The organism is Komagataeibacter ossonobensis, from assembly GCF_057359305.1.
Window position 1 is genome coordinate 1 of record NZ_JBXAYQ010000030.1, and the last position, 17528, is coordinate 17528.

Consider the following 17528-nt stretch of genomic DNA (forward strand, 5'->3'; position numbering starts at 1 on the left):
CCTGCGGCGCATCCTGCGGGACAATCCGCTGTTCCGGCGCTTCGGGGTGCATGGCCTGCGACATGCCTTTGCCGTGCGCTGGCTGAAAGCAGGAGGGAATATCTATCGCCTGTCGCGGCACCTTGGACACAGTTCCGTGAAGGTGACCGAACAGAACTATCTGGGCTTCCTGACCGTGGAGGAACAGGAGCGGGTCCAGTTCCAGGCGGAGCAGATTTTTGCAGCACCTACCACAATTTCTACCACACCGGCCTGAAAAACCGTCCAGAAACGACCAAAGCGCCCCGAAGGGCGCTTGGTGATTTCTTGTTTATTTTCAAGAAGATTGGCGGAGGGGAAGAGATTCGAACTCTCGATACGGCTTAACACCGTATAACGGTTTAGCAAACCGCCGCCTTCAGCCACTCGGCCACCCCTCCGCCGAAGAGCGCGCATTATAAGTAACACGGCGTTTGCAGGGCTGCTTTTAGCGTGTTGCCGCACCCCTGCAAAGCCCAAAAATGCGCTAAAGCCCGTTTTTACAGAACTTTTTTCAGGGCCTCATTCACAATGGCCGGATTGGCCTTGCCCGCCATGGCTTTCATCACCTGGCCCACGAAAAATCCGAACAGGCGATCCTTGCCGCCCCGGTATTCTTCCACCTTGTCCGCATTGCGCGCCAGCACATCGGCCACGGCGGCGTCGATCGCGCCGGTGTCGGTTACCTGCTTCAGGCCCTTGCGTTCCACGATGTCAGCCGCGCTGTCGCCGGTTTCCAGCATGTCCTCAAAGACTTCCTTGGCAATCTTGCCATTGATTGTCTTGTCGGCCATCAGGTCCAGCATGCCACCCAGCGCCTGCGCCGAGATCGGGCTGTCCTGAATGCTGCGGCCCGTTCGGTTCAACGCGCCGAACAGGTCGCCCGTCACCCAGTTGGCGGCAAGGCGGGCGTCACGGCCTTTTGCCACTTCCTCGTAATAATCGGCAATGGCCTGTTCGGCCACCAGCACGCTGGCGTCGTAGCGGGGGATGCCATACTGCTTGACGAAGCGGTCACGCTTGTCATCGGGCAGTTCGGGCAGGGCACGTTCCAGTTCGTCCACCCATGCCTGTTCCACAACCAATGGCAGCAGGTCGGGATCGGGGAAGTAGCGGTAATCGTGCGCGTCTTCCTTGCTGCGCAGGGAACGGGTTTCATTGCGCGAAGGATCGAACAGGCGGGTTTCCTGATCGACCTCGCCACCGTCCTCCCATACCTCGATCTGGCGCGTGGCCTCGACCTCGATCGCGTGCATGACGTAGCGGATGGAGTTGACGTTCTTGATCTCGCAACGCGTGCGGAACGGCTCACCCGCCTTGCGCACCGACACGTTCACATCGGCACGCATGGACCCTTCCTCCATGTTGCCATCGCATGTGCCAAGATAGCGCAGGATCTGGCGCAGCTTGCGCAGGTAGGCGCCAGCTTCCTCCGGGCTGCGGATGTCGGGTTCGCTCACGATTTCCATCAGGGCGACACCGGCACGGTTCAGGTCGATGAAGGACCGCGTCGGGTCCTGGTCATGCATGGACTTGCCCGCATCCTGTTCCATATGCAGGCGCGTGATGCCGATATGGCGTACCGTGCCGTCGCCCAGTTCGATCTCGACCGTGCCTTCGCCCACGATGGGGTGGGTGAACTGGCTGATCTGGTAGCCGGTCGGCAGGTCGGCATAGAAATAATTCTTGCGATCAAACCGGCTTTCCAGATTGATCCGCGCACGAAGCCCCAGCCCGGTGCGGATGGCCTGCGCCACGCATTCATGGTTCAGGACCGGCAGCATGCCGGGAAAACCCGCATCAACCAGGCTGACATGGGTGTTGGGTTCACCACCATAGGAGGCAGAGGCACCGGAAAACAGCTTGGAATGGCTAATCACCTGCGCGTGGACTTCCAGACCCACCACGATTTCCCACGTGCCGGTCTTACCTTCGAGTGTGTAGCTCATTTCGCGCCCTCCGCACGGATGGCAGGCCGGTGGGTGAAGCCCGCGGCACTTTCCAGCGCGCTGCCTGCGGCCAGCAGCGTTTCTTCATCAAACGGGCGGCCGATCAACTGCAGGCCAAGCGGCAGGCCGGTAGCCCCAAGCCCCACGGGCACGGACATGGCGGGCATGCCAGCCATGGACGCCGGCACGGTGAAAATATCATTCAGGTACATCTGGACCGGATCATCCGTCTTTTCCCCCTGCGCGAACGCAGGCGTTGGCGCAGTGGGGGTCAGCAATACGTCAACCTTCTGGAAACTTTCGGTAAAGTCGCGGCGGATCAGGCTGCGGACCTTCTGCGCCTTCAGGTAATAGGCATCGTAATACCCTGCCGAAAGCACATACGTCCCCATCATGATACGGCGACGCACTTCGGGGCCAAAACCTGCGCGGCGGGTGGCTTCGTACATGGCGTCCAGCGTGTCACCCGGAACCCGTTCGCCAAAGCGCAGGCCATCATAACGGGCCAGGTTGGACGAACATTCGGCAGGGGCAACAATATAATAGGTGGCAAGCCCGTATCTGGTGTGGGGCAGGGAGACATCGACAATCTCGCACCCTGCGGCCTTCAGCCATTCAATACCCTGCTGCCATGCCGCCTCGATCTCGGCGGAAAGGCCCTCGGCACGGTATTCGGCGGGGATGCCCACTTTCAGCCCCTTCAGGCTGCGACCGACGGCTGCGGCATAATCCGGGACGTCACAGTTCACGCTGGTGCTGTCACGCGGGTCGAAACCTGCCATGGACTGCAGCATGATCGCGCAGTCGCGCACGCTGCGTGCCATGGGCCCGGCCTGATCCAGCGAGGAGGCATAGGCAATGGTGCCAAACCGGCTGCACCGGCCATAAGTCGGCTTCAGCCCGACAATGCCGCAATAGGCGGCGGGCTGGCGGATGGACCCGCCGGTGTCGGTGCCGGTTGCCCCCATGGCAAGCCCTGCCGCCACGGCGGCGGCGGACCCGCCCGACGAACCACCGGGCACGAGGGCCGCGTCATCACCATTGCGCTTCCACGGGTTTTCCACCGGGCCGAAAGCGGAGGTGATGTTGGCCGACCCCATGGCGAATTCGTCAAGATTGGTCTTGCCGACAAACACCGCGCCATCACGCAGCAGGTTGGCCGTCACCGTGCTTTCATACGGGGGGATGAAGTTTTTCAGGATGTTGCTGGCCGCCGTGGTCCGCACGCCATTGGTGCAGAACAGGTCCTTGATCCCCAGCGGGATCCCGGTCAGGGGCTTTGCCTCATCTTTCGTCAGCGCCTCATCCGCATGGGCTGCGGCCTGCAGCGCCGCGTCCGACGTGGTGGTGATGTAGGCATTCAGGCGCGGGTTCAGCGCGGCGATGGCATCCGTATGCGCGCGCACCAGTTCCACGGCGCTGAATTTGCGCGCGCGCAGCCCTGCTGCCGCATCGGCAATCGTCAGTTCGGTCAGGCTCATCTTATTCAACAACCTTGGGCACGGTATAGAAGGGGCCAACGGCATCGGGCGCGTTGGACAGCACGGCGTCGCGGCAGTTGCCGTCGGTCACCACATCGTCACGGGTGCGCAGGGCGGCGTGGCCCGTGCCGACCATGGGGGTGACCCCTTCGACATCGACCTCGTTCAGCTGCTCGACCCAGCCGAGGATCCCGTTAAGCTCCCCTTGCAGGGCAGGAAGATCAGACTCGTCAATACCAATCCGTGCCAGTCTGGCAATGCGGCGGACGGTCGCGGGATCAAGCGACATGAAGCAATAACTTTCCATCATAACAGGGGAAGAATATCCTGCGGCGCAGGACCAAGAAGGAACATACCCCCGACCATGCCCCTGTTCAACATATGCGATCTGCGTGCAGCCCTGCGCCCCGGCCAGCGCCTGCTTGGCCTTGACCCCGGGAAAAAGACGATTGGCGTCGCCCTGTCGGATGTCGGGCTTATGCTGGCGTCCCCCCACATGGGGCTGAAGCGTGCAAAACTGTCAGTTGTGGCCGCTGAAATCAGCAAGATCGCACGCGTGCAGGATGTGGGCGGGCTGGTAGTTGGCCTGCCGCTGTCGCTTGATGGCAGCTTTGGCCCGGCGGCGCAGGCGGCACGGGACTGGACACTCAACCTGTCGGACATGACCGGGCTACCTGCTGCGATGTGGGATGAACGGCTTTCGTCGTCCGCCGTGAACCGCTTCCTGATTTCGGAAGCCGACATGACCCGCCAGCGACGCGGCGAAGTGGTGGACCAGATGGCGGCGGCCTACATATTGCAGGCGGCCCTTGATGCCTCGATCCCACAGGAACAGGCATAGGCGGATTTCGAATTCGTGATGGCATGACTGGATTGTGCCAAAACCGGACCCGCCCGGTGCGGGGGCTGCTATGGTTGCCCCCGACCACCGGCGCGCACCGGGAGGCAATCCTTCCCCCCAATGCCTTTTTCCGCCGGACCATGTTGCATAAACAAGGATACCGGCCATGCGCCTGCCGCATCTACATCTGCCCTATCTGCATATCCATGTGCATGACCGCCCGCTGGCAGGCGACCCGCACCCGCACAATCCCTTCCACTGGAAGCTGTATTTCTGCGAGGCGATTGCCACCGCCATCCTCATGATCCTCGGCCTGAGCGCGGTCATCCTGCTGACGGCGCCCGGCAGCCCGTTTTCACCACCGCTCATGCACCATCCCTACATCCAGACCGCGCTGTGCGGGCTGTGCTTTGGCCTGTCGGGCACGGCTGCGGCCATGACACCGTTTGGCAAGGTCAGCGGGGCGCACATCAACCCGTCCGTGACCCTTGCATTTTCACTGGCCAGGCGGATCGGGGGCGTGGACGCGCTGAACTACATGATCGCGCAGGTCATCGGCGCCTTCCTTGGCACGGCCGTGGTTTATGAATCAGGCCGGCTGATTGCATGGTGGGGCAACATGGCGGTGGCCGTGCGGTACGGGGCAACGGTACCATACGGGCAGATTTCGATCTGGTGGGCGATGTGGTCGGAAATGTTCGTGACCGCCGCCCTGATCGCCATGCTGTACTGGCTGGCGGCCCATCCGAAATGGAAGTTCATCACCCCCTGGTCGGGCGGGCTGTTTTTCCTGATCATGAACCCGATCACGGCATGGCTGTCGGGCAACAGCGTCAATTTCGCGCGCACGCTGGCACCTGCACTGTTTGCGGGGCAATGGACGGGGCTGTGGATCTATGTTGTGGGGCCGTTCGCGGGGGCGTCGCTTGCGGTCATGGCCATCCGCATGAACCTGCTGGGCAAGCTGCACCTGCTGGAGGCGCGACTGGTCAATTTCGGCCATCATGGCCGCGTGCCGGGACTGGATGACCCGCACCGCAAGCTCAACCACCCCGACGACCCCGACCACGTTCCCCCCGGCGCAGGCCCGGCCTGATTGCTGCGGGTGGCCCGCATCTGGCGCAACCCACGAATGACATATTCTGTTGTTTTGCTTGGATGGCATTAACGGCCATAGTCGCCACCCGGCCATGCCCGACATGGCCCGTCGAGGGAGAGAACATAATAATGAAGCGTTTTTTCAACACGCGCGACACCATTGTAACCGAGGCCCTGGACGGGTTCCTGCGTTCGGCCGCGGGCAGCCATCTGTGTCGGCTGGACGGTTACCCCGATACCTGTGTCATCATGCAGCGCGAACCGGATCGCGCGCAGGTTTCGGTCATTTCCGGTGGTGGGTCGGGGCATGAACCCGCCCATGCCGGTTTTGTCGGGCGTGGCATGCTGACGGCGGCGGTGTGTGGCGCGCTGTTTGCCTCACCCTGTGTTGACGCGATCGTGGCCGCCATCCTGACCACCACGGGGAAGGCAGGCTGCCTGCTGGTGGTCAAGAACTATACCGGCGACCGGCTGAACTTCGGGCTTGCGGCCGAACGCGCGCGCGCATTGGGCAGGCAGGTGGAAATGGTGATTGTGGGCGATGACATCGCCCTGCCGGATTCCACCACACCGCGCGGTGTGGCGGGAACGGTGCTGGCGCACAAGCTGGCGGGGTATGGCGCGACACAGGGCTGGCCACTGTCACGGATTGCGCAATTCGTACGCGACGGCGCAAAACGTATGCGTACCATCGGTCTGGCGCTGGAGGACTGCAATCCGTATGAACCCGGTCGCGCCAGCCGCCTTGCCGCCGATCAGGTTGAACTGGGCCTGGGCATTCATGGCGAACCGGGGGCCCAGCGCATTGCCATGGCCAGTGCCCGCGACCTTGTGCGCATTGCCGCTGACACGCTGGAAGCCAGCCTGCCCACAACAGTCCGCAACACCCGTTTCGCGCTGGTGCTGAACAACCTTGGCACGGTGCCGGAAGTGGAGATGGCGCTGCTGCTGGAAGCCTTCAGCCACACGCCGCTGGCCCGCCGGGTATCGCACGTCATTGGTCCGGCACCGCTTATGACCGCGCTGGACATGAACGGTTTTTCGTTCACGCTGATCGAACTGGATGAAGCCATCACCGCGGCGCTGCAGGCCCCGGCACAGCCGCGTGCCTGGCCCGGAATCGCCCCGCTGGGCAGCCCTGCCATAGCGCCCATGCCCCATATGCCCGATGCTTTCCCGTATCCCGCCACACCCAATCCCGCGCTGCGGCACGTGCTCGAACGCGGGGCGGATATCCTGATCGCCAACGAAGCGGCACTGAATGAACTGGATGGCCGGATCGGGGACGGGGATGCCGGCTCCACCTTCGCAGGGGCCGCGCGTGAAATCACGGCGGCGCTCGACCGCCTGCCACTGGATGACCCGCATCACCTGATGACCACCATAAGCAACATCCTGACCCAGCATGCGGGCGGGTCGAGCGGCGTGCTGTTCGCCATCATGTTTTCGGCAGCCGGACGCAGCCCCGAACCCTGGCGGCAGGCATTGCGTGACGGGCTGGAACACATGATGGAATGCGGTGGCGCAAAACCGGGCGACCGCACCATGATCGACGCGCTGTATCCCGCGCTGGAAGTGCTGGCGACCGGCGGTAGCCTGCCGGATGTGGCGCTGGCGGCACGGCAGGGTGCTGAGTCCACCACCACGATGGAAAGTGCGCGCGCCGGGCGCGCCGCCTATGTGCCAAGCGCGCAGGTGCGCGACGTGCCCGACCCGGGGGCTGAAGCGGTGGCCCGCCTGCTGGAAGGACTGGCGGCCGGTTGAACGGATAGGGTAGGAGGCAGGTGATCGTTTTTCCTGCCCCTTCCAAAGTAATCAGGAAATATTTTTCAAATAAAAACTGAAATAAATAATGAAAGTTTTTGTATGCCGCCTTTTTTTGAAAAAAGGCGGCATTGCCTGAATCTTTAAAAAAAGCTTCACCATAAACTTTTAAAGGTCATTCAGGCTTTTTTCACGAATTCAGATTTCAGGTTGATCGCACCCACACCGCTGATCTTGCAGGCGATGTTGTGCCCATCCGTCGCATCGACCAGCCGGATGCCACGGACCTTTGTCCCGCCCTTGATGACCGAAGACGCGCCCTTGATCTTCAGGTCCTTGATAACGGTCACGCTGTCGCCATCAGCCAGCACATTGCCGTTGGCGTCGCGTATTTCCGCCACGCCTTCCGTCGCGGGGGCAGCATCCTGCGGGTTCCATTCATATCCACATTCGGGGCAGTTCCACAGGCTGCCATCGGGATAGACGTGTTCGCACCCGCACTGGGGGCATGTCATGTCAGCTTCCATCATCATCCTCACTATCTGGGATCGCGCTCATACAGCACGGACCCGGATGCGGGAAGGACATGGATCATGCAGCTACACGCTTTCACGCCCGATCAGCAGCCAGACCGCGCGGGTGGGTAACCCGGCGCAAGCCCGGATTGTGGTGTTTACTGCTGTGGTGCGGTGCCGCCATGGGTGCTGACACCGGGGCCGCCGCCATCATCCGACCCGCCACCGGCAGGCTTTGGCTTGTCACACCCGGCAAGACAGCCAAGAACAGCCACCGCCATCATCATCCGCGCAAGGTTTCGCATTGGTTTTCTCCTCTCCAGCTATTCTGGCCTTCAAGGGGGGATAACCGCCGTACCGCGCCACGGTTGCGTGAGAAAACAGGACAACGTCGGGCAAACAGCGCGACACCTGTCATTTCATGCATGCGCATGCAGCAGCGATGGCGGTACTGGAAGGAAGGATATTCCATCCGGTGTAACCCGCATTTCAGGGCTGTCCCTAACGGACAGCCTGCTTTCGGAAAAAACGTTCGACAGCCAGCATGCCAAGCAGCAACGCGACGCCAAAGCCCTCGCGCGCATGATCGATGAGGTAACGCATGACAGCCTCCTCTTCTGGCTTACGGAAAGATAGTGACGTATTCGCCCCCAAATCGGAAGCAAAAACGCACATTGCATGCTTCACAATTACATTTCGTCTGTGCACGGATATTCGGGGGCTGGCCGGTCAACCTGCCCCCGCTACCCCGTTCGCATGCATCTACTGGCCAGCAAGAAGATCCATATGGAAAGGCAATTTCCAGAACTCGGCGGCAGGTCAGCCGAATTTACGCACCATCCAGTCAAAGAGCGCAGCATGCCACAGGGTCGGTGCGCCAAGCTGGCAATGTTCCGCGCCACCGGACTGGACATCGAACATGACCGTTTCCACCGATCGCGCACGGGTGCAGGCACGGGCGAAATCATCGGCCTGCGAAGCCGGAATGAAATGGTCCCGTTCACCTACCAGCGTCAGCACATCCGCCGTGATCTTTTCCGCGACACCCGCCAGCGTATAGGATTTCAGCGCCTCCAGCACCTGTTCCTGCGTGCTGACACCCAGCGTCCACAACGCGTTATCAAGCGCCCATGCGATATCGGGGTTTTTCATGGCGTCCGGATCCTGTGCGGCAGCGGCATAACGCTGCGCAACACTGCCCATGTCGAAAAACACATCATAGGCCACCACGCCATCAATCCGACCATCAAACGCCGCGACACGCGGGGCAAGGTAGCCACCCATGCTCATGCCCACCAGCACCGTGCGGCGGGGCGTAAACCATGTGGCCTGAAAATGATCCAGCACCGCTGCCGTAGGCTTTTCCCATTGCGGTGTGAAGGGCAGGCCGTATTCGCGCAGGACCGTGCCCTGTCCCGGTCCTTCGTAGGTCAGGACGCCGTAACCCCGGTCATGTGCCGCCTTGACCAGAACGAAATACAGTTCCTCCAGTGTGGAATCATATCCGCCCCCCAGCACGATCAGCGGCCGCGCCTGCCATCCTGCCGGGCCGGGATAGACAATGCCGCGTAACTGCCCGTTTTCATACGGAACGGTAAAGCGTTCATACGCAATGGCCGAAAGGCGCATGCCATTGTCAAAGGCCGCCACCTGTCGCGCCCATGCCGTCTGGCGGCGTGGATCGTGGGGGGAGAGCAGGAATTCCGCCGTGCGCCAGTAATTATGGGCGCGCAGCCATGCATGTCCGCAGCTTAACGGATCAGCGCAATGGGGGATACGGTCCTCGGTTCGGGTGGCAAGGGCGGAAAACTGCGCGTACCAGCCATTGCTGTCGCCATCCGCAATCTGGCTGATCGCCATCAGCACTTCATTCAGGTCGGCGCCACCCGCCGCGATGTGGTTCAGCGTGCGCAGGGTCTGGAAATGGAAGGTCTGGTTACGGAAAAAACGCGACAGCCCGTGATCGGGCAGGGGGGCGACGGGTTGCGACATCGGATACCTCGGTTACAGGTCAGGGACCGGGACATGATACCGCGCGCCCGGGCGCATATTTGATATATTGCGCCAGTTACTTGATATTTCATGCCATAACGGGGACAGAGATGGTCACGACAGTCGAGGCGGTACTGGCAGCCGCACTTCAGGCCGGGTACCTGAACATGGGCGAAGTCCGGTGCATCATGGCGCGGGCCGGAACCGCGCCGGATGACCCGACCCGGGTAACACGCATGCGTGCGGCCATATGGAATGAACTGCTGGCCCGGCACGGCGCGGATCACGGGTTGGGAATCACGCTGGCGCTGAATGCAGGGGCGCATGATTTTGGCGTGCTGGGTGAACTGGTCAGCCATTGCGACAGCCTGCTGGATGCCTACCGGGTGATCGGGCGTTACAGCCGCCTGCTGCATCCCGATATTGATATCCGGGCCATAAGGCAGGCAGGGCGCATCGAAATCCATTATACCCTGCTGCGCGCGGACCAGCGCATCGCGTCAGGGGTAATGGCTGCAGGACAGTTATGGGCACTGACCCTGCTGGCGCGGCTGCCGCGCACGATGCTGGGACTGGATATCACACCCCGCCGCATGGACGTGGCTTGTCCGCCACCCCAACCGGGGCCATGGCAGATGGCCGAACGCATCCTTGGCTGCCCGATCCGTTTCGGACAGAAAAGCTACCGGCTGGTATTCGACCGTGCGGCACTGGAACGCCGCCAGCACCTTGAGACCCGGCCTGCGCGTTTTTTCCTGGAAGAACTGACCCGCCGCATGCTGGCCGAAGTGCCCGCGCAATCCGACCCGTCGGCCCGGGTAGCCGAAAGCCTGCGCACGCGCCTGCCATCGGGACAGGTATCAATTGGCGATGTGGCGGGGGATCTGGGCATATCGCCCCGCACGCTGCAACGCAGGCTGGCAGACGACAAAAACAGTTTCCGCGATATTCTGGACCGCGTCAGGCGGCACGAGGCCGAACGCCTGCTGCGGACGGGACAGCATACGAAAAACGAAATCTCGTTCCTGCTGGGTTATGCCGAACAGTCGGTATTCGCCCATGCACTGCGTCGATGGGCAAAGTCTGCCCTCACGGGATAAAGGCTGATTCAAAAAATCATAAAGAAGTTTTTGGTGAAGCTTTTTCAAACAGCTTCGGAAGAACGCCGCCTTTTTGAAAAAAGGCGGCACCCAAAAAATTTTATCAAACCGTTATTATTGTCCATATGATCTGTGGCCTGCTTTGATTGGCCTGCTATCGCCTTGCCAACAGATGGCAGGCGGGCCTAGTACAGTAGGCATGTTGTTATACGTGCCTGACCCCGGTGGCCGCTTGCCCACTCCCCCATGTGGAGGGCAAATGCGTTGACCCGGATTTTCATTGATGCAGATGCCTGTCCCGTGCGGGACGAGACCTATCGCGTGGCGCTGCGCTACGGGTTGCAGACCTATGTGGTATCAAACCGCATGATCGCGGTGCCTGACACGCCCCTGATTGAACGGGTGGTGGTGACACAGGGCATGGATGTGGCGGATGACTGGATTGCCGAACATGCGGCAGCCCATGACATTGTCATTTCCGCCGATATTCCACTGGCCGCGCGCTGTGTTGCGAACGGGGCCTGCGTGCTGGAACCGCGCGGGCGAATACTGGATCAGGACGCGATTGGCATGGCGCTGGCCATGCGCAACCTGATGACGGACCTGCGCGATACCGGCGCAATCATGCAGGGCAGTCGTGGTTTTACCCGGGCCGACCGTTCCACGTTCCTGTCCGCGCTGGACACGGCGGTGGTCAGGGCACGCAGGCAGGCTGTGGGCCATGGGCGGACGCCGCCAGTTGTTCCCCCTTCAGCATAATCAATAAAAACAAAAGTTTTTGGGTGCTGCCTTTTTTCAAAAAGGCGGCGTTCCCTGAAGCTTTTTGAAAAAAGCTTCGCCAAAAACTTTCTCCTGATTTTTCAGCAATAATTCCAAAAAAAATGCCGTCTGCCCATGACGGGCAGACGGCACCAGCCATGTCCCAATGATGGGACATGGGGATCATATTACAGATCAGCCAGCCTTTTTCTTGGCAGCCTTGGCGAACAGGGCGGAAATCGCATCCTGTGCCTCGGTCTGGATGGCCTTGAGGTGCGCAGCACTCTTGAAGCTTTCGGCGTAGATCTTATAGACGTTTTCCGTGCCGGAGGGACGGGCGGCAAACCAGCCATCCTTTGCCGTAACCTTCAGCCCGCCAATGGCCGCCCCGTTGCCGGGTGCGTTGGTCAGGGTGCTGAGGATCGGCTCACCCGCCAGTTCGGTCATGCCGATCTGCTCGGGCGAGAGGTTTTTCAGGATGGCCTTCTGTTCCGGGTCGGCCGGGGCGTCGATACGCGCGTAATACGGCGTGCCAAGGCGCCTGGTCATGTCCTCATACGCCGCACCGGGGGTACGCTTGGTGCGGGCCGTGATTTCGGCGGCCAGCAGGCCAAGGATGATGCCGTCCTTGTCCGTGCTCCACACCGTGCCGGCACGACGCAGGAAGGACGCGCCCGCGCTTTCTTCCCCGCCAAAGCCCAGCGTGCCGTTATACAGCCCATCGACAAACCACTTGAACCCGACCGGTACCTCCACCAGCTTACGGCCGATTTCCTTGGCCACGCGGTCGATCATGCTGCTGCTGACCACCGTCTTGCCCACGCCCGCGCTGGCGTTCCAGTTTTCACGGTTGTTGAACAGGTATTCAATCGCCACTGCAAGATAGTGGTTGGGGTTCATAAGCCCGTACTTGCCCGACACGATGCCATGGCGGTCGGCATCGGTATCATTGGCGAAGGCAATGTCGAATTTGTCCTTCATCGCGACAAGACGCGCCATGGCGTAGGGGGAAGAACAGTCCATGCGGATCTGCCCGTCCCAGTCAGCGGTCATGAAGCGGAAGGTCGGGTCCACTTCCTTGCTGACGATCGTGGCGTTGATGCCGTATTTGTCGATGATCGGCTGCCAGTAATCCACTGCTGCCCCACCCAGCGGATCAATGCCGATGGACACGCCGGATTCCCGAATCACGTCCATATCCACCACGGCGGCCAGGTCATCCACATACGGCGTGATGTAATCATGGCGTTTTGTGGTGGGCGCCTTCAGCGCGTCCTCAAGGCTAACGCGCCTGACGCCTTCCATCTTCTTGGCCATGTAGTCGTTGGCCGCATTTTCCACCACCTTGGTGATATCGGTATCCGCCGGGCCGCCATGGGGGGGATTGTACTTGTAGCCACCATCTTCCGGCGGGTTATGCGACGGGGTGATGACCACGCCATCGGCAAGGTCCGTGCTGCGGTCGCGGTTATAGGTCAGGATCGCGTGCGAGATGACCGGCGTGGGGGTGTAGCCGTCCTGCGCGTCAATGCGGACTTCCACACCATTGGCCGCGAACACTTCCAGCGCGGATTTCAGCGCTGGCCGGGACAGCGCATGGGTGTCAATGCCAATGAACAGCGGCCCGGTGATGCCCGCGCCCTTGCGGTAATCGGAAATCGCCTGGCTGATCGACAGGATGTGGTTTTCATTGAAGCTGGTGGTCAGCGAGGAACCACGATGCCCCGACGTGCCAAACGCCACGCGCTGCGTGGCAATGCCGGGATCAGGCTTGCGGGTATAATAGGCGTCAAGCAGGGCATCGATATTGACAAGACGGTCCGGATCGACCGGCTTGCCGGCAAATGGGCTTATGCTGGGCATTGACTGCTCCCGAAATACGATATGAAAAAACGCATATTCTACAAATTCCCTTACAGACCGATACAGGCAGCGTCCACCCGCAAACCGCCCCAACGGATAGGGAACAGGACAGCCGGATGACGACGTAGGGCACGGAAAAGGGCATGCATCATGCCCGGACACTGGCGCGTGAATTGTGCAGCCGACATTGAACTATATCAAAATCCGGGCCTTTTTCGTTTCCCTGTCCATCCATCACGTTCCCGCGCATGGGTTGCGGGACAGGGAAGTGAACCCCATCATATGCTCATGAACAGCGTATTTCCGCCCAACGGCCCCGCGCCCGAAGAAATGGACCCTGAACAGTTGCGTCGGCAGCGGCTGGAACGGCTGCTGCGCCGCCTGCCCACGCGGGGGGAACAGGCCATGCGCTGGCTTTTGCAGCCGGGGCGGGCATGGCTACGGGCCATCCTGGGCAGCGCGCTGATCCTGGGCGGGTTACTGAGCTTCCTGCCGGTACTGGGGCTATGGATGCTGCCGCTGGGTCTTATTTTGCTGGGCGAGGACGTACCCCCGCTGCGCAGGCTGACGGCGCGCATGCTGGAATGGATCGAACGCCGCCACCCGAAATGGATGGCTCCCAAACCGGCGCCCTGACACCCGCGCGATAGGGGATCGGGCAGGATAAAAAAAGAAATCAGCCGCGGCTGCGCGTCTTCGCCTTCGTGCGACCGACAACGGACAGGCGGGTCGTGACGAGATCGTAGCCCATCTGGCGCACGATTCCTTCAAGCAGGGAATCCAGTTCGGTATTTTCGAATTCGATGACCTTGCCGGTATCGGCGTCGATCAGGTGATAATGATCGCCATGGTCGCCATCCGCGACTTCATACCGTGCACGGCCGCCGCCAAAGTCACGGCGCTGCAGGATGCCGTTTTCTTCAAACAGACGCACGGTGCGGTACACCGTCGCGATTGAAATGCGCGGGTCCACCTCCACCGCGCGGCGGTACAGTTCCTCCACATCCGGATGGTCATCACTATCTGATAGAACGAAGGCAATCGTCCGACGTTGGCCTGTCAGTTTCAGGCCACGCTGACGGCACAGATCCGCCAAGGGGGAATCGGGGGAATTCGGCTCTTTCATCGTTCTGTAACGTAATCCAGACAGACCGCCGCGGTCCAGTAGGGATAAGGCGTTATGCACGTCGATTTTAATTGCAAATGATAATCTTTCTCATTATCACGGTCTCACCGACATAACAGGGAGCGGGCTTTGCCAAGGCCCGAGCAGATGATGACCAACACGACAGTTTTCATGAATGATCTTTCGTGCAGCGAACGCCTGCTGGTCTGGTGCGTGCGCCGTCTTAGCGGCGCGGGCGAGGGGAGCGGCCATATGCCCGGCCTGGCCCTGCCGTGCTTCCGGACTGATTTCGCCGCCGTGGCCGATGCCTTCCGCATGGCGCTGGGGCGGCTGCGCGCCTATCAGAACGGCACGGTGGATGTGGCGATCTGCAGTGCGACGCACCTGACGGGCACGGAAAACCGTTTCCTCATCGCCGCCGCCGCCGCGCAGGAAGGGCGTGAGGCCGAAGTACGCCGCACGCTGCGGCCCGTTTTCACCCATCATCATGTCCTGTCCCCCTTTGCCGCCGCCATAACCCAGCTGGGGGCCTGCATGGCGGGTGCGGGTTACTGGCTGCCACGCCGGGGCCATCACGGTGGGGGCGGCAGCCCACCCGTGCGCAGCCTGCGCTGGCCCGCGCCGCAGGCAGCCGAGGGGACGACGGCACACAACACCACCGTGGCCCCTGCCGCCATGCCCACTGCCGCGGCCGTGCAGCCCGTGGGCGCGGGCTGCCTTGCGGCCATGCGCTGGCACAGCGCCGACATGGGCACGGCCCACGTCATGTGGCCCAGCGCCGCCGCCATGCAGACAGGCGGCCTGTAGGCAATATCCAGGGGGGGAGCGTGCGCGGCCCGGACGGTCGCGCATCGCCGCATGATGACAGGATGATCCACCATGCCATCACACCGGCTGTCCATGCGCCATGCCTGCATGTTCATGGAAAACGCGTTTCTTGAACTGCTCGACATCCTTGCATGGCAGGAAGGGATGGCGCCAACGCCATCCGCCTGCCCCCACGGGCTGGCGGAGCCGTTATGCGCCAGTCGGGAAATGGTCAGTCCTGATCGGGGGCGGGAGCCGAGTTGAGCTTGATATACTGCTGGATCCCCACCTGACGGATCAGGTCGAACTGACGGTCGAGGAAGTCTTCATGCTCTTCCTCGTTGACCAGGATCCTGAGCAGCAGATCGCGGGAGACGAAGTCGCGCACGCTTTCGCAATACGCGATGCCCTCGCGCAGGTCGCCAATGGCCTTTTCCTCAAGCTTCAGGTCGCATCTGAGGATTTCCTCCACATCCTGTCCCACCAGGATCTGGTTGTAGCGCTGCACGTTGGGCAGCCCGCCCAGATACAGGATGCGCTCGATCAGCCAGTCGGCGTGCTTCATCTCCTCGATTGATTCTTCGTATTCCTTCTTGCCCAGCAGGGTCACACCCCAGTGGCGCAGCGTGCGGGCGTGCAGGTAATACTGGTTGATGGCCGTCAGCTCGTTCGTCAGCTGCGTGTTCAGGTGTTCGATAACCTTCGGATCCTTGACGGGCATGTGCGCGTTCCTCTCCTGTCAATGTTTATCCATCCGGGTTACTGCGGTGCCTGCCTGTGCGCAATTATAAAAAAGCGTTGCATAACCGCCAGCTGCGCGCGACCCTGCCACGCCCGTAACCCCCGCAGCACGCGGCGCATGGCATGAGGAGAGCCGCATGACCCAGACCCCCTACCACACGCTGGACGCAAACGGCATACGTGACCTGATCGCGGGCCTGCCGGACGTGGCGACACGTCTTGGCGGCGCATCCGCGCAATGGCAGGTGCGTGAGGTCAGTGACGGCAACCTCAACAACGTCTTCCTTGTAGGTGGCCCGGCAGGGGAAGTCTGCCTCAAGCAGTCCCTGCCGCATGTGCGCGTGGACCCGTCATGGAAAATGCCACTGGACCGCACGTTTTTCGAAGCCGCATGGCTGCGCGCGGTGCTACCGCTGGTGGGCGGGCTTACGACGGAATGCCTGTTTTTTGACCGGGACCTGTATGTCCTGATTGTTGAAAGCCTGTCGGGTCATACCGTGCTGCGCACGGCGCTCATGCAGGGGGTGGACTGGCCCGGGGTGGCGCCCCGCATCGGTACCTTCATCGCCCATGCCGCGTTTGGCACGTCACTGCTGGCCCGCCCGTTCGAGGAGGTGTTCACCACGCGGCGCACCTTTGCCGCCAATCTGGCCCTGACCCGCATCACGCTGGATCTGGTGCTGGACGACCCGTACCGCGACCACCCGCGCAATCACTGGCGCGACCCCGTCCTGACCCCCATCGTGCTGGATATCCGTTCCAGTGCTGCGACACTGCTGGCGGTTGAAAACCTGCGCCGGCGTTTCCTGTCGCAGCCGCAGGCGCTGCTGCATGGTGACCTGCATACCGGTTCGATCATGAGCACGGCGGACGATACCCGCGTGATTGACGGCGAATTCGCGGTATATGGCCCCATCGGGTTTGACTGCGGCATGTTCGTGGGCAACCTGGTGCTGCATTATTTCGCAATGCCTGACCGGGCGGCGCGCAAGGCCACACTGCGTGATATCGGCGCCTTCTGGAGCAGCTTCCATGAACAGTTCATGGGATTGTGGAACGCGAACGAGGCCCCGCCACCGGGCACGCTACGCCCGCTGGCCTACGGGCCGGCTGCCCACGTGGCGCAACAGGCATTCATGGATGAAATCCTGGGCGATACCATCGGTTTCGCGGCGATAGAGATCATCCGCCGCATCATCGGCTATGCCCACACGGCGGATTTCGACATCATAGCCGACCGGCAGCAACGCGCGGCCTGCCGGGCAGGGGCGCTGGCCTTCGCCTATCATGTGCTGGATCACCTGCAGGAATTCCACACGATCAATGATTTCCTGTACTTCCTTGATGAACAGGGGGAGGCAGGCCTGTAACCCCAGCGCCCCGGCATGGCCAGGACATGGCGCGGATGAATGATCCGGTGATAAGGTTTTTTTTTGAAGCTTTTTGCAAAAAGCTTCAAAAAACGCCGCCTTTT

At 61.4% G+C, this 17528-nt stretch carries 19 protein-coding genes and 1 tRNA gene; 10 read left to right on the top strand and 10 right to left on the bottom strand.

Annotation, left to right across the window (positions count from 1 at the left end; genetic code table 11):
* The coding region (locus AC1RQ9_RS14040) for a tyrosine-type recombinase/integrase (RefSeq protein WP_485987444.1) at positions 1 to 256 on the top strand (256 nt) is incomplete at its 5' end.
* A 70-nt stretch (positions 257 to 326) separates the two neighbouring features.
* Here the strand turns inward: AC1RQ9_RS14040 and AC1RQ9_RS14045 are convergent.
* From AC1RQ9_RS14045 to gatC, 4 genes are all read right to left on the bottom strand, one after another.
* A tRNA-Ser gene (locus AC1RQ9_RS14045) sits at positions 327 to 419 on the bottom strand.
* A 99-nt stretch (positions 420 to 518) separates the two neighbouring features.
* Entirely contained in the window at positions 519 to 1967 is a 1449-nt protein-coding gene (gene gatB, locus AC1RQ9_RS14050; RefSeq protein ID WP_485987446.1) for an Asp-tRNA(Asn)/Glu-tRNA(Gln) amidotransferase subunit GatB, read from the bottom strand.
* Entirely contained in the window at positions 1964 to 3448 is a 1485-nt protein-coding gene (gene gatA / locus AC1RQ9_RS14055; protein WP_485987448.1) for an Asp-tRNA(Asn)/Glu-tRNA(Gln) amidotransferase subunit GatA, read from the bottom strand. The genes gatB and gatA overlap by 4 nt, the downstream gene beginning before the upstream one ends.
* 1 nt (position 3449) lies before the next feature.
* On the bottom strand, positions 3450 to 3737 hold the full coding sequence (gatC, locus tag AC1RQ9_RS14060; RefSeq protein WP_010511548.1) for an Asp-tRNA(Asn)/Glu-tRNA(Gln) amidotransferase subunit GatC: 288 nt from the start codon (positions 3735 to 3737) through the stop codon (positions 3450 to 3452).
* 75 nt (positions 3738 to 3812) lie between these two features.
* Here gatC and ruvX point away from each other — a divergent pair, with 75 nt between their 5' ends.
* From ruvX to AC1RQ9_RS14075, 3 genes are all read left to right on the top strand, one after another.
* Positions 3813 to 4289 carry a Holliday junction resolvase RuvX gene (gene ruvX / locus AC1RQ9_RS14065; protein ID WP_193732008.1) on the top strand — a complete coding sequence of 159 codons (477 nt, stop codon included), beginning with the start codon at positions 3813 to 3815 and terminating at the stop codon, positions 4287 to 4289.
* Between the two features lie 166 nt (positions 4290 to 4455).
* Positions 4456 to 5385, top strand: a complete 930-nt coding sequence (locus tag AC1RQ9_RS14070; RefSeq protein WP_485987449.1) for an MIP/aquaporin family protein — start codon at positions 4456 to 4458, stop codon at positions 5383 to 5385.
* A gap of 131 nt (positions 5386 to 5516) precedes the next feature.
* The gene (locus AC1RQ9_RS14075; protein ID WP_485987450.1) at positions 5517 to 7151 is read left to right on the top strand and encodes a dihydroxyacetone kinase subunit DhaK; all 1635 of its coding nucleotides are present in this window, start codon (positions 5517 to 5519) and stop codon (positions 7149 to 7151) included.
* 179 nt (positions 7152 to 7330) lie between these two features.
* Here the strand turns inward: AC1RQ9_RS14075 and AC1RQ9_RS14080 are convergent, their stop codons facing one another.
* The 3 genes from AC1RQ9_RS14080 to AC1RQ9_RS14090 form a co-directional block, all read right to left on the bottom strand.
* A complete protein-coding gene (locus AC1RQ9_RS14080) occupies positions 7331 to 7681 on the bottom strand; it encodes a zinc ribbon domain-containing protein YjdM (protein ID WP_485987477.1) in 351 nt (116 codons plus the stop codon).
* A 143-nt stretch (positions 7682 to 7824) separates the two neighbouring features.
* Positions 7825 to 7971, bottom strand: coding sequence for a hypothetical protein (locus AC1RQ9_RS14085; RefSeq protein WP_010511556.1), 147 nt, complete (start codon positions 7969 to 7971; stop codon positions 7825 to 7827).
* Positions 7972 to 8485: 514 nt separating this feature from the next.
* Positions 8486 to 9658 carry an alpha/beta hydrolase family protein gene (locus AC1RQ9_RS14090; protein ID WP_485987452.1) on the bottom strand — a complete coding sequence of 391 codons (1173 nt, stop codon included), beginning with the start codon at positions 9656 to 9658 and terminating at the stop codon, positions 8486 to 8488.
* Between the two features lie 110 nt (positions 9659 to 9768).
* Between AC1RQ9_RS14090 and AC1RQ9_RS14095 the strand changes: the two genes are divergently transcribed.
* Together AC1RQ9_RS14095 and AC1RQ9_RS14100 are read left to right on the top strand one after the other, a co-directional pair.
* Entirely contained in the window at positions 9769 to 10758 is a 990-nt protein-coding gene (locus tag AC1RQ9_RS14095) for an AraC family transcriptional regulator (RefSeq protein ID WP_485987453.1), read from the top strand.
* A gap of 264 nt (positions 10759 to 11022) precedes the next feature.
* Positions 11023 to 11517, top strand: a complete 495-nt coding sequence (locus tag AC1RQ9_RS14100; RefSeq protein WP_485987454.1) for a YaiI/YqxD family protein — start codon at positions 11023 to 11025, stop codon at positions 11515 to 11517.
* Positions 11518 to 11712: 195 nt separating this feature from the next.
* Here the strand turns inward: AC1RQ9_RS14100 and pgm are convergent, their stop codons facing one another.
* Entirely contained in the window at positions 11713 to 13380 is a 1668-nt protein-coding gene (gene pgm, locus AC1RQ9_RS14105) for a phosphoglucomutase (alpha-D-glucose-1,6-bisphosphate-dependent) (RefSeq protein WP_485987455.1), read from the bottom strand.
* 288 nt (positions 13381 to 13668) lie between these two features.
* Between pgm and AC1RQ9_RS14110 the strand changes: the two genes are divergently transcribed.
* A complete protein-coding gene (locus AC1RQ9_RS14110; protein ID WP_485987456.1) occupies positions 13669 to 14016 on the top strand; it encodes a hypothetical protein in 348 nt (115 codons plus the stop codon).
* A 40-nt stretch (positions 14017 to 14056) separates the two neighbouring features.
* Here AC1RQ9_RS14110 and AC1RQ9_RS14115 read toward each other — a convergent pair whose 3' ends face one another.
* On the bottom strand, positions 14057 to 14506 hold the full coding sequence (locus tag AC1RQ9_RS14115) for a Fur family transcriptional regulator (RefSeq protein ID WP_193732015.1): 450 nt from the start codon (positions 14504 to 14506) through the stop codon (positions 14057 to 14059).
* A 147-nt stretch (positions 14507 to 14653) separates the two neighbouring features.
* Between AC1RQ9_RS14115 and AC1RQ9_RS14120 the strand changes: the two genes are divergently transcribed.
* Together AC1RQ9_RS14120 and AC1RQ9_RS14125 are read left to right on the top strand one after the other, a co-directional pair.
* Positions 14654 to 15313, top strand: coding sequence for a hypothetical protein (locus AC1RQ9_RS14120; protein WP_485987457.1), 660 nt, complete (start codon positions 14654 to 14656; stop codon positions 15311 to 15313).
* Between the two features lie 72 nt (positions 15314 to 15385).
* Positions 15386 to 15577 carry a hypothetical protein gene (locus tag AC1RQ9_RS14125; protein ID WP_485987458.1) on the top strand — a complete coding sequence of 64 codons (192 nt, stop codon included), beginning with the start codon at positions 15386 to 15388 and terminating at the stop codon, positions 15575 to 15577.
* Here AC1RQ9_RS14125 and bfr read toward each other — a convergent pair.
* Entirely contained in the window at positions 15546 to 16034 is a 489-nt protein-coding gene (bfr, locus tag AC1RQ9_RS14130; protein ID WP_193732018.1) for a bacterioferritin, read from the bottom strand. The genes AC1RQ9_RS14125 and bfr overlap by 32 nt on opposite strands.
* Before the next feature lie 157 nt (positions 16035 to 16191).
* Here bfr and mtnK point away from each other — a divergent pair, with 157 nt between their 5' ends.
* Positions 16192 to 17424: an S-methyl-5-thioribose kinase gene (gene mtnK / locus AC1RQ9_RS14135; protein ID WP_485987459.1), complete on the top strand. Its 1233-nt coding sequence runs from the start codon at positions 16192 to 16194 to the stop codon at positions 17422 to 17424.
* Positions 17425 to 17528: the final 104 nt, after the last annotated feature.

Excerpts from the sequence above, each read along its gene's own strand:
- gatB (WP_485987446.1), bottom strand. The coding sequence starts at position 1,967 with ATGAGCTACACACTCGAAGGTAAGACCGGCACGTGGGAAATCGTGGTG.
- gatA (WP_485987448.1), bottom strand. The coding sequence starts at position 3,448 with ATGAGCCTGACCGAACTGACGATTGCCGATGCGGCAGCAGGGCTGCGC.
- gatC (WP_010511548.1), bottom strand. The coding sequence starts at position 3,737 with ATGTCGCTTGATCCCGCGACCGTCCGCCGCATTGCCAGACTGGCACGG.
- ruvX (WP_193732008.1), top strand. The coding sequence starts at position 3,813 with ATGCCCCTGTTCAACATATGCGATCTGCGTGCAGCCCTGCGCCCCGGC.
- AC1RQ9_RS14070 (WP_485987449.1), top strand. The coding sequence starts at position 4,456 with ATGCGCCTGCCGCATCTACATCTGCCCTATCTGCATATCCATGTGCAT.
- AC1RQ9_RS14075 (WP_485987450.1), top strand. The coding sequence starts at position 5,517 with ATGAAGCGTTTTTTCAACACGCGCGACACCATTGTAACCGAGGCCCTG.
- AC1RQ9_RS14080 (WP_485987477.1), bottom strand. The coding sequence starts at position 7,681 with ATGATGGAAGCTGACATGACATGCCCCCAGTGCGGGTGCGAACACGTC.
- AC1RQ9_RS14085 (WP_010511556.1), bottom strand. The coding sequence starts at position 7,971 with ATGCGAAACCTTGCGCGGATGATGATGGCGGTGGCTGTTCTTGGCTGT.
- AC1RQ9_RS14090 (WP_485987452.1), bottom strand. The coding sequence starts at position 9,658 with ATGTCGCAACCCGTCGCCCCCCTGCCCGATCACGGGCTGTCGCGTTTT.
- AC1RQ9_RS14095 (WP_485987453.1), top strand. The coding sequence starts at position 9,769 with ATGGTCACGACAGTCGAGGCGGTACTGGCAGCCGCACTTCAGGCCGGG.
- pgm (WP_485987455.1), bottom strand. The coding sequence starts at position 13,380 with ATGCCCAGCATAAGCCCATTTGCCGGCAAGCCGGTCGATCCGGACCGT.
- AC1RQ9_RS14110 (WP_485987456.1), top strand. The coding sequence starts at position 13,669 with ATGAACAGCGTATTTCCGCCCAACGGCCCCGCGCCCGAAGAAATGGAC.
- AC1RQ9_RS14115 (WP_193732015.1), bottom strand. The coding sequence starts at position 14,506 with ATGAAAGAGCCGAATTCCCCCGATTCCCCCTTGGCGGATCTGTGCCGT.
- AC1RQ9_RS14120 (WP_485987457.1), top strand. The coding sequence starts at position 14,654 with ATGATGACCAACACGACAGTTTTCATGAATGATCTTTCGTGCAGCGAA.
- AC1RQ9_RS14125 (WP_485987458.1), top strand. The coding sequence starts at position 15,386 with ATGCCATCACACCGGCTGTCCATGCGCCATGCCTGCATGTTCATGGAA.
- bfr (WP_193732018.1), bottom strand. The coding sequence starts at position 16,034 with ATGCCCGTCAAGGATCCGAAGGTTATCGAACACCTGAACACGCAGCTG.
- mtnK (WP_485987459.1), top strand. The coding sequence starts at position 16,192 with ATGACCCAGACCCCCTACCACACGCTGGACGCAAACGGCATACGTGAC.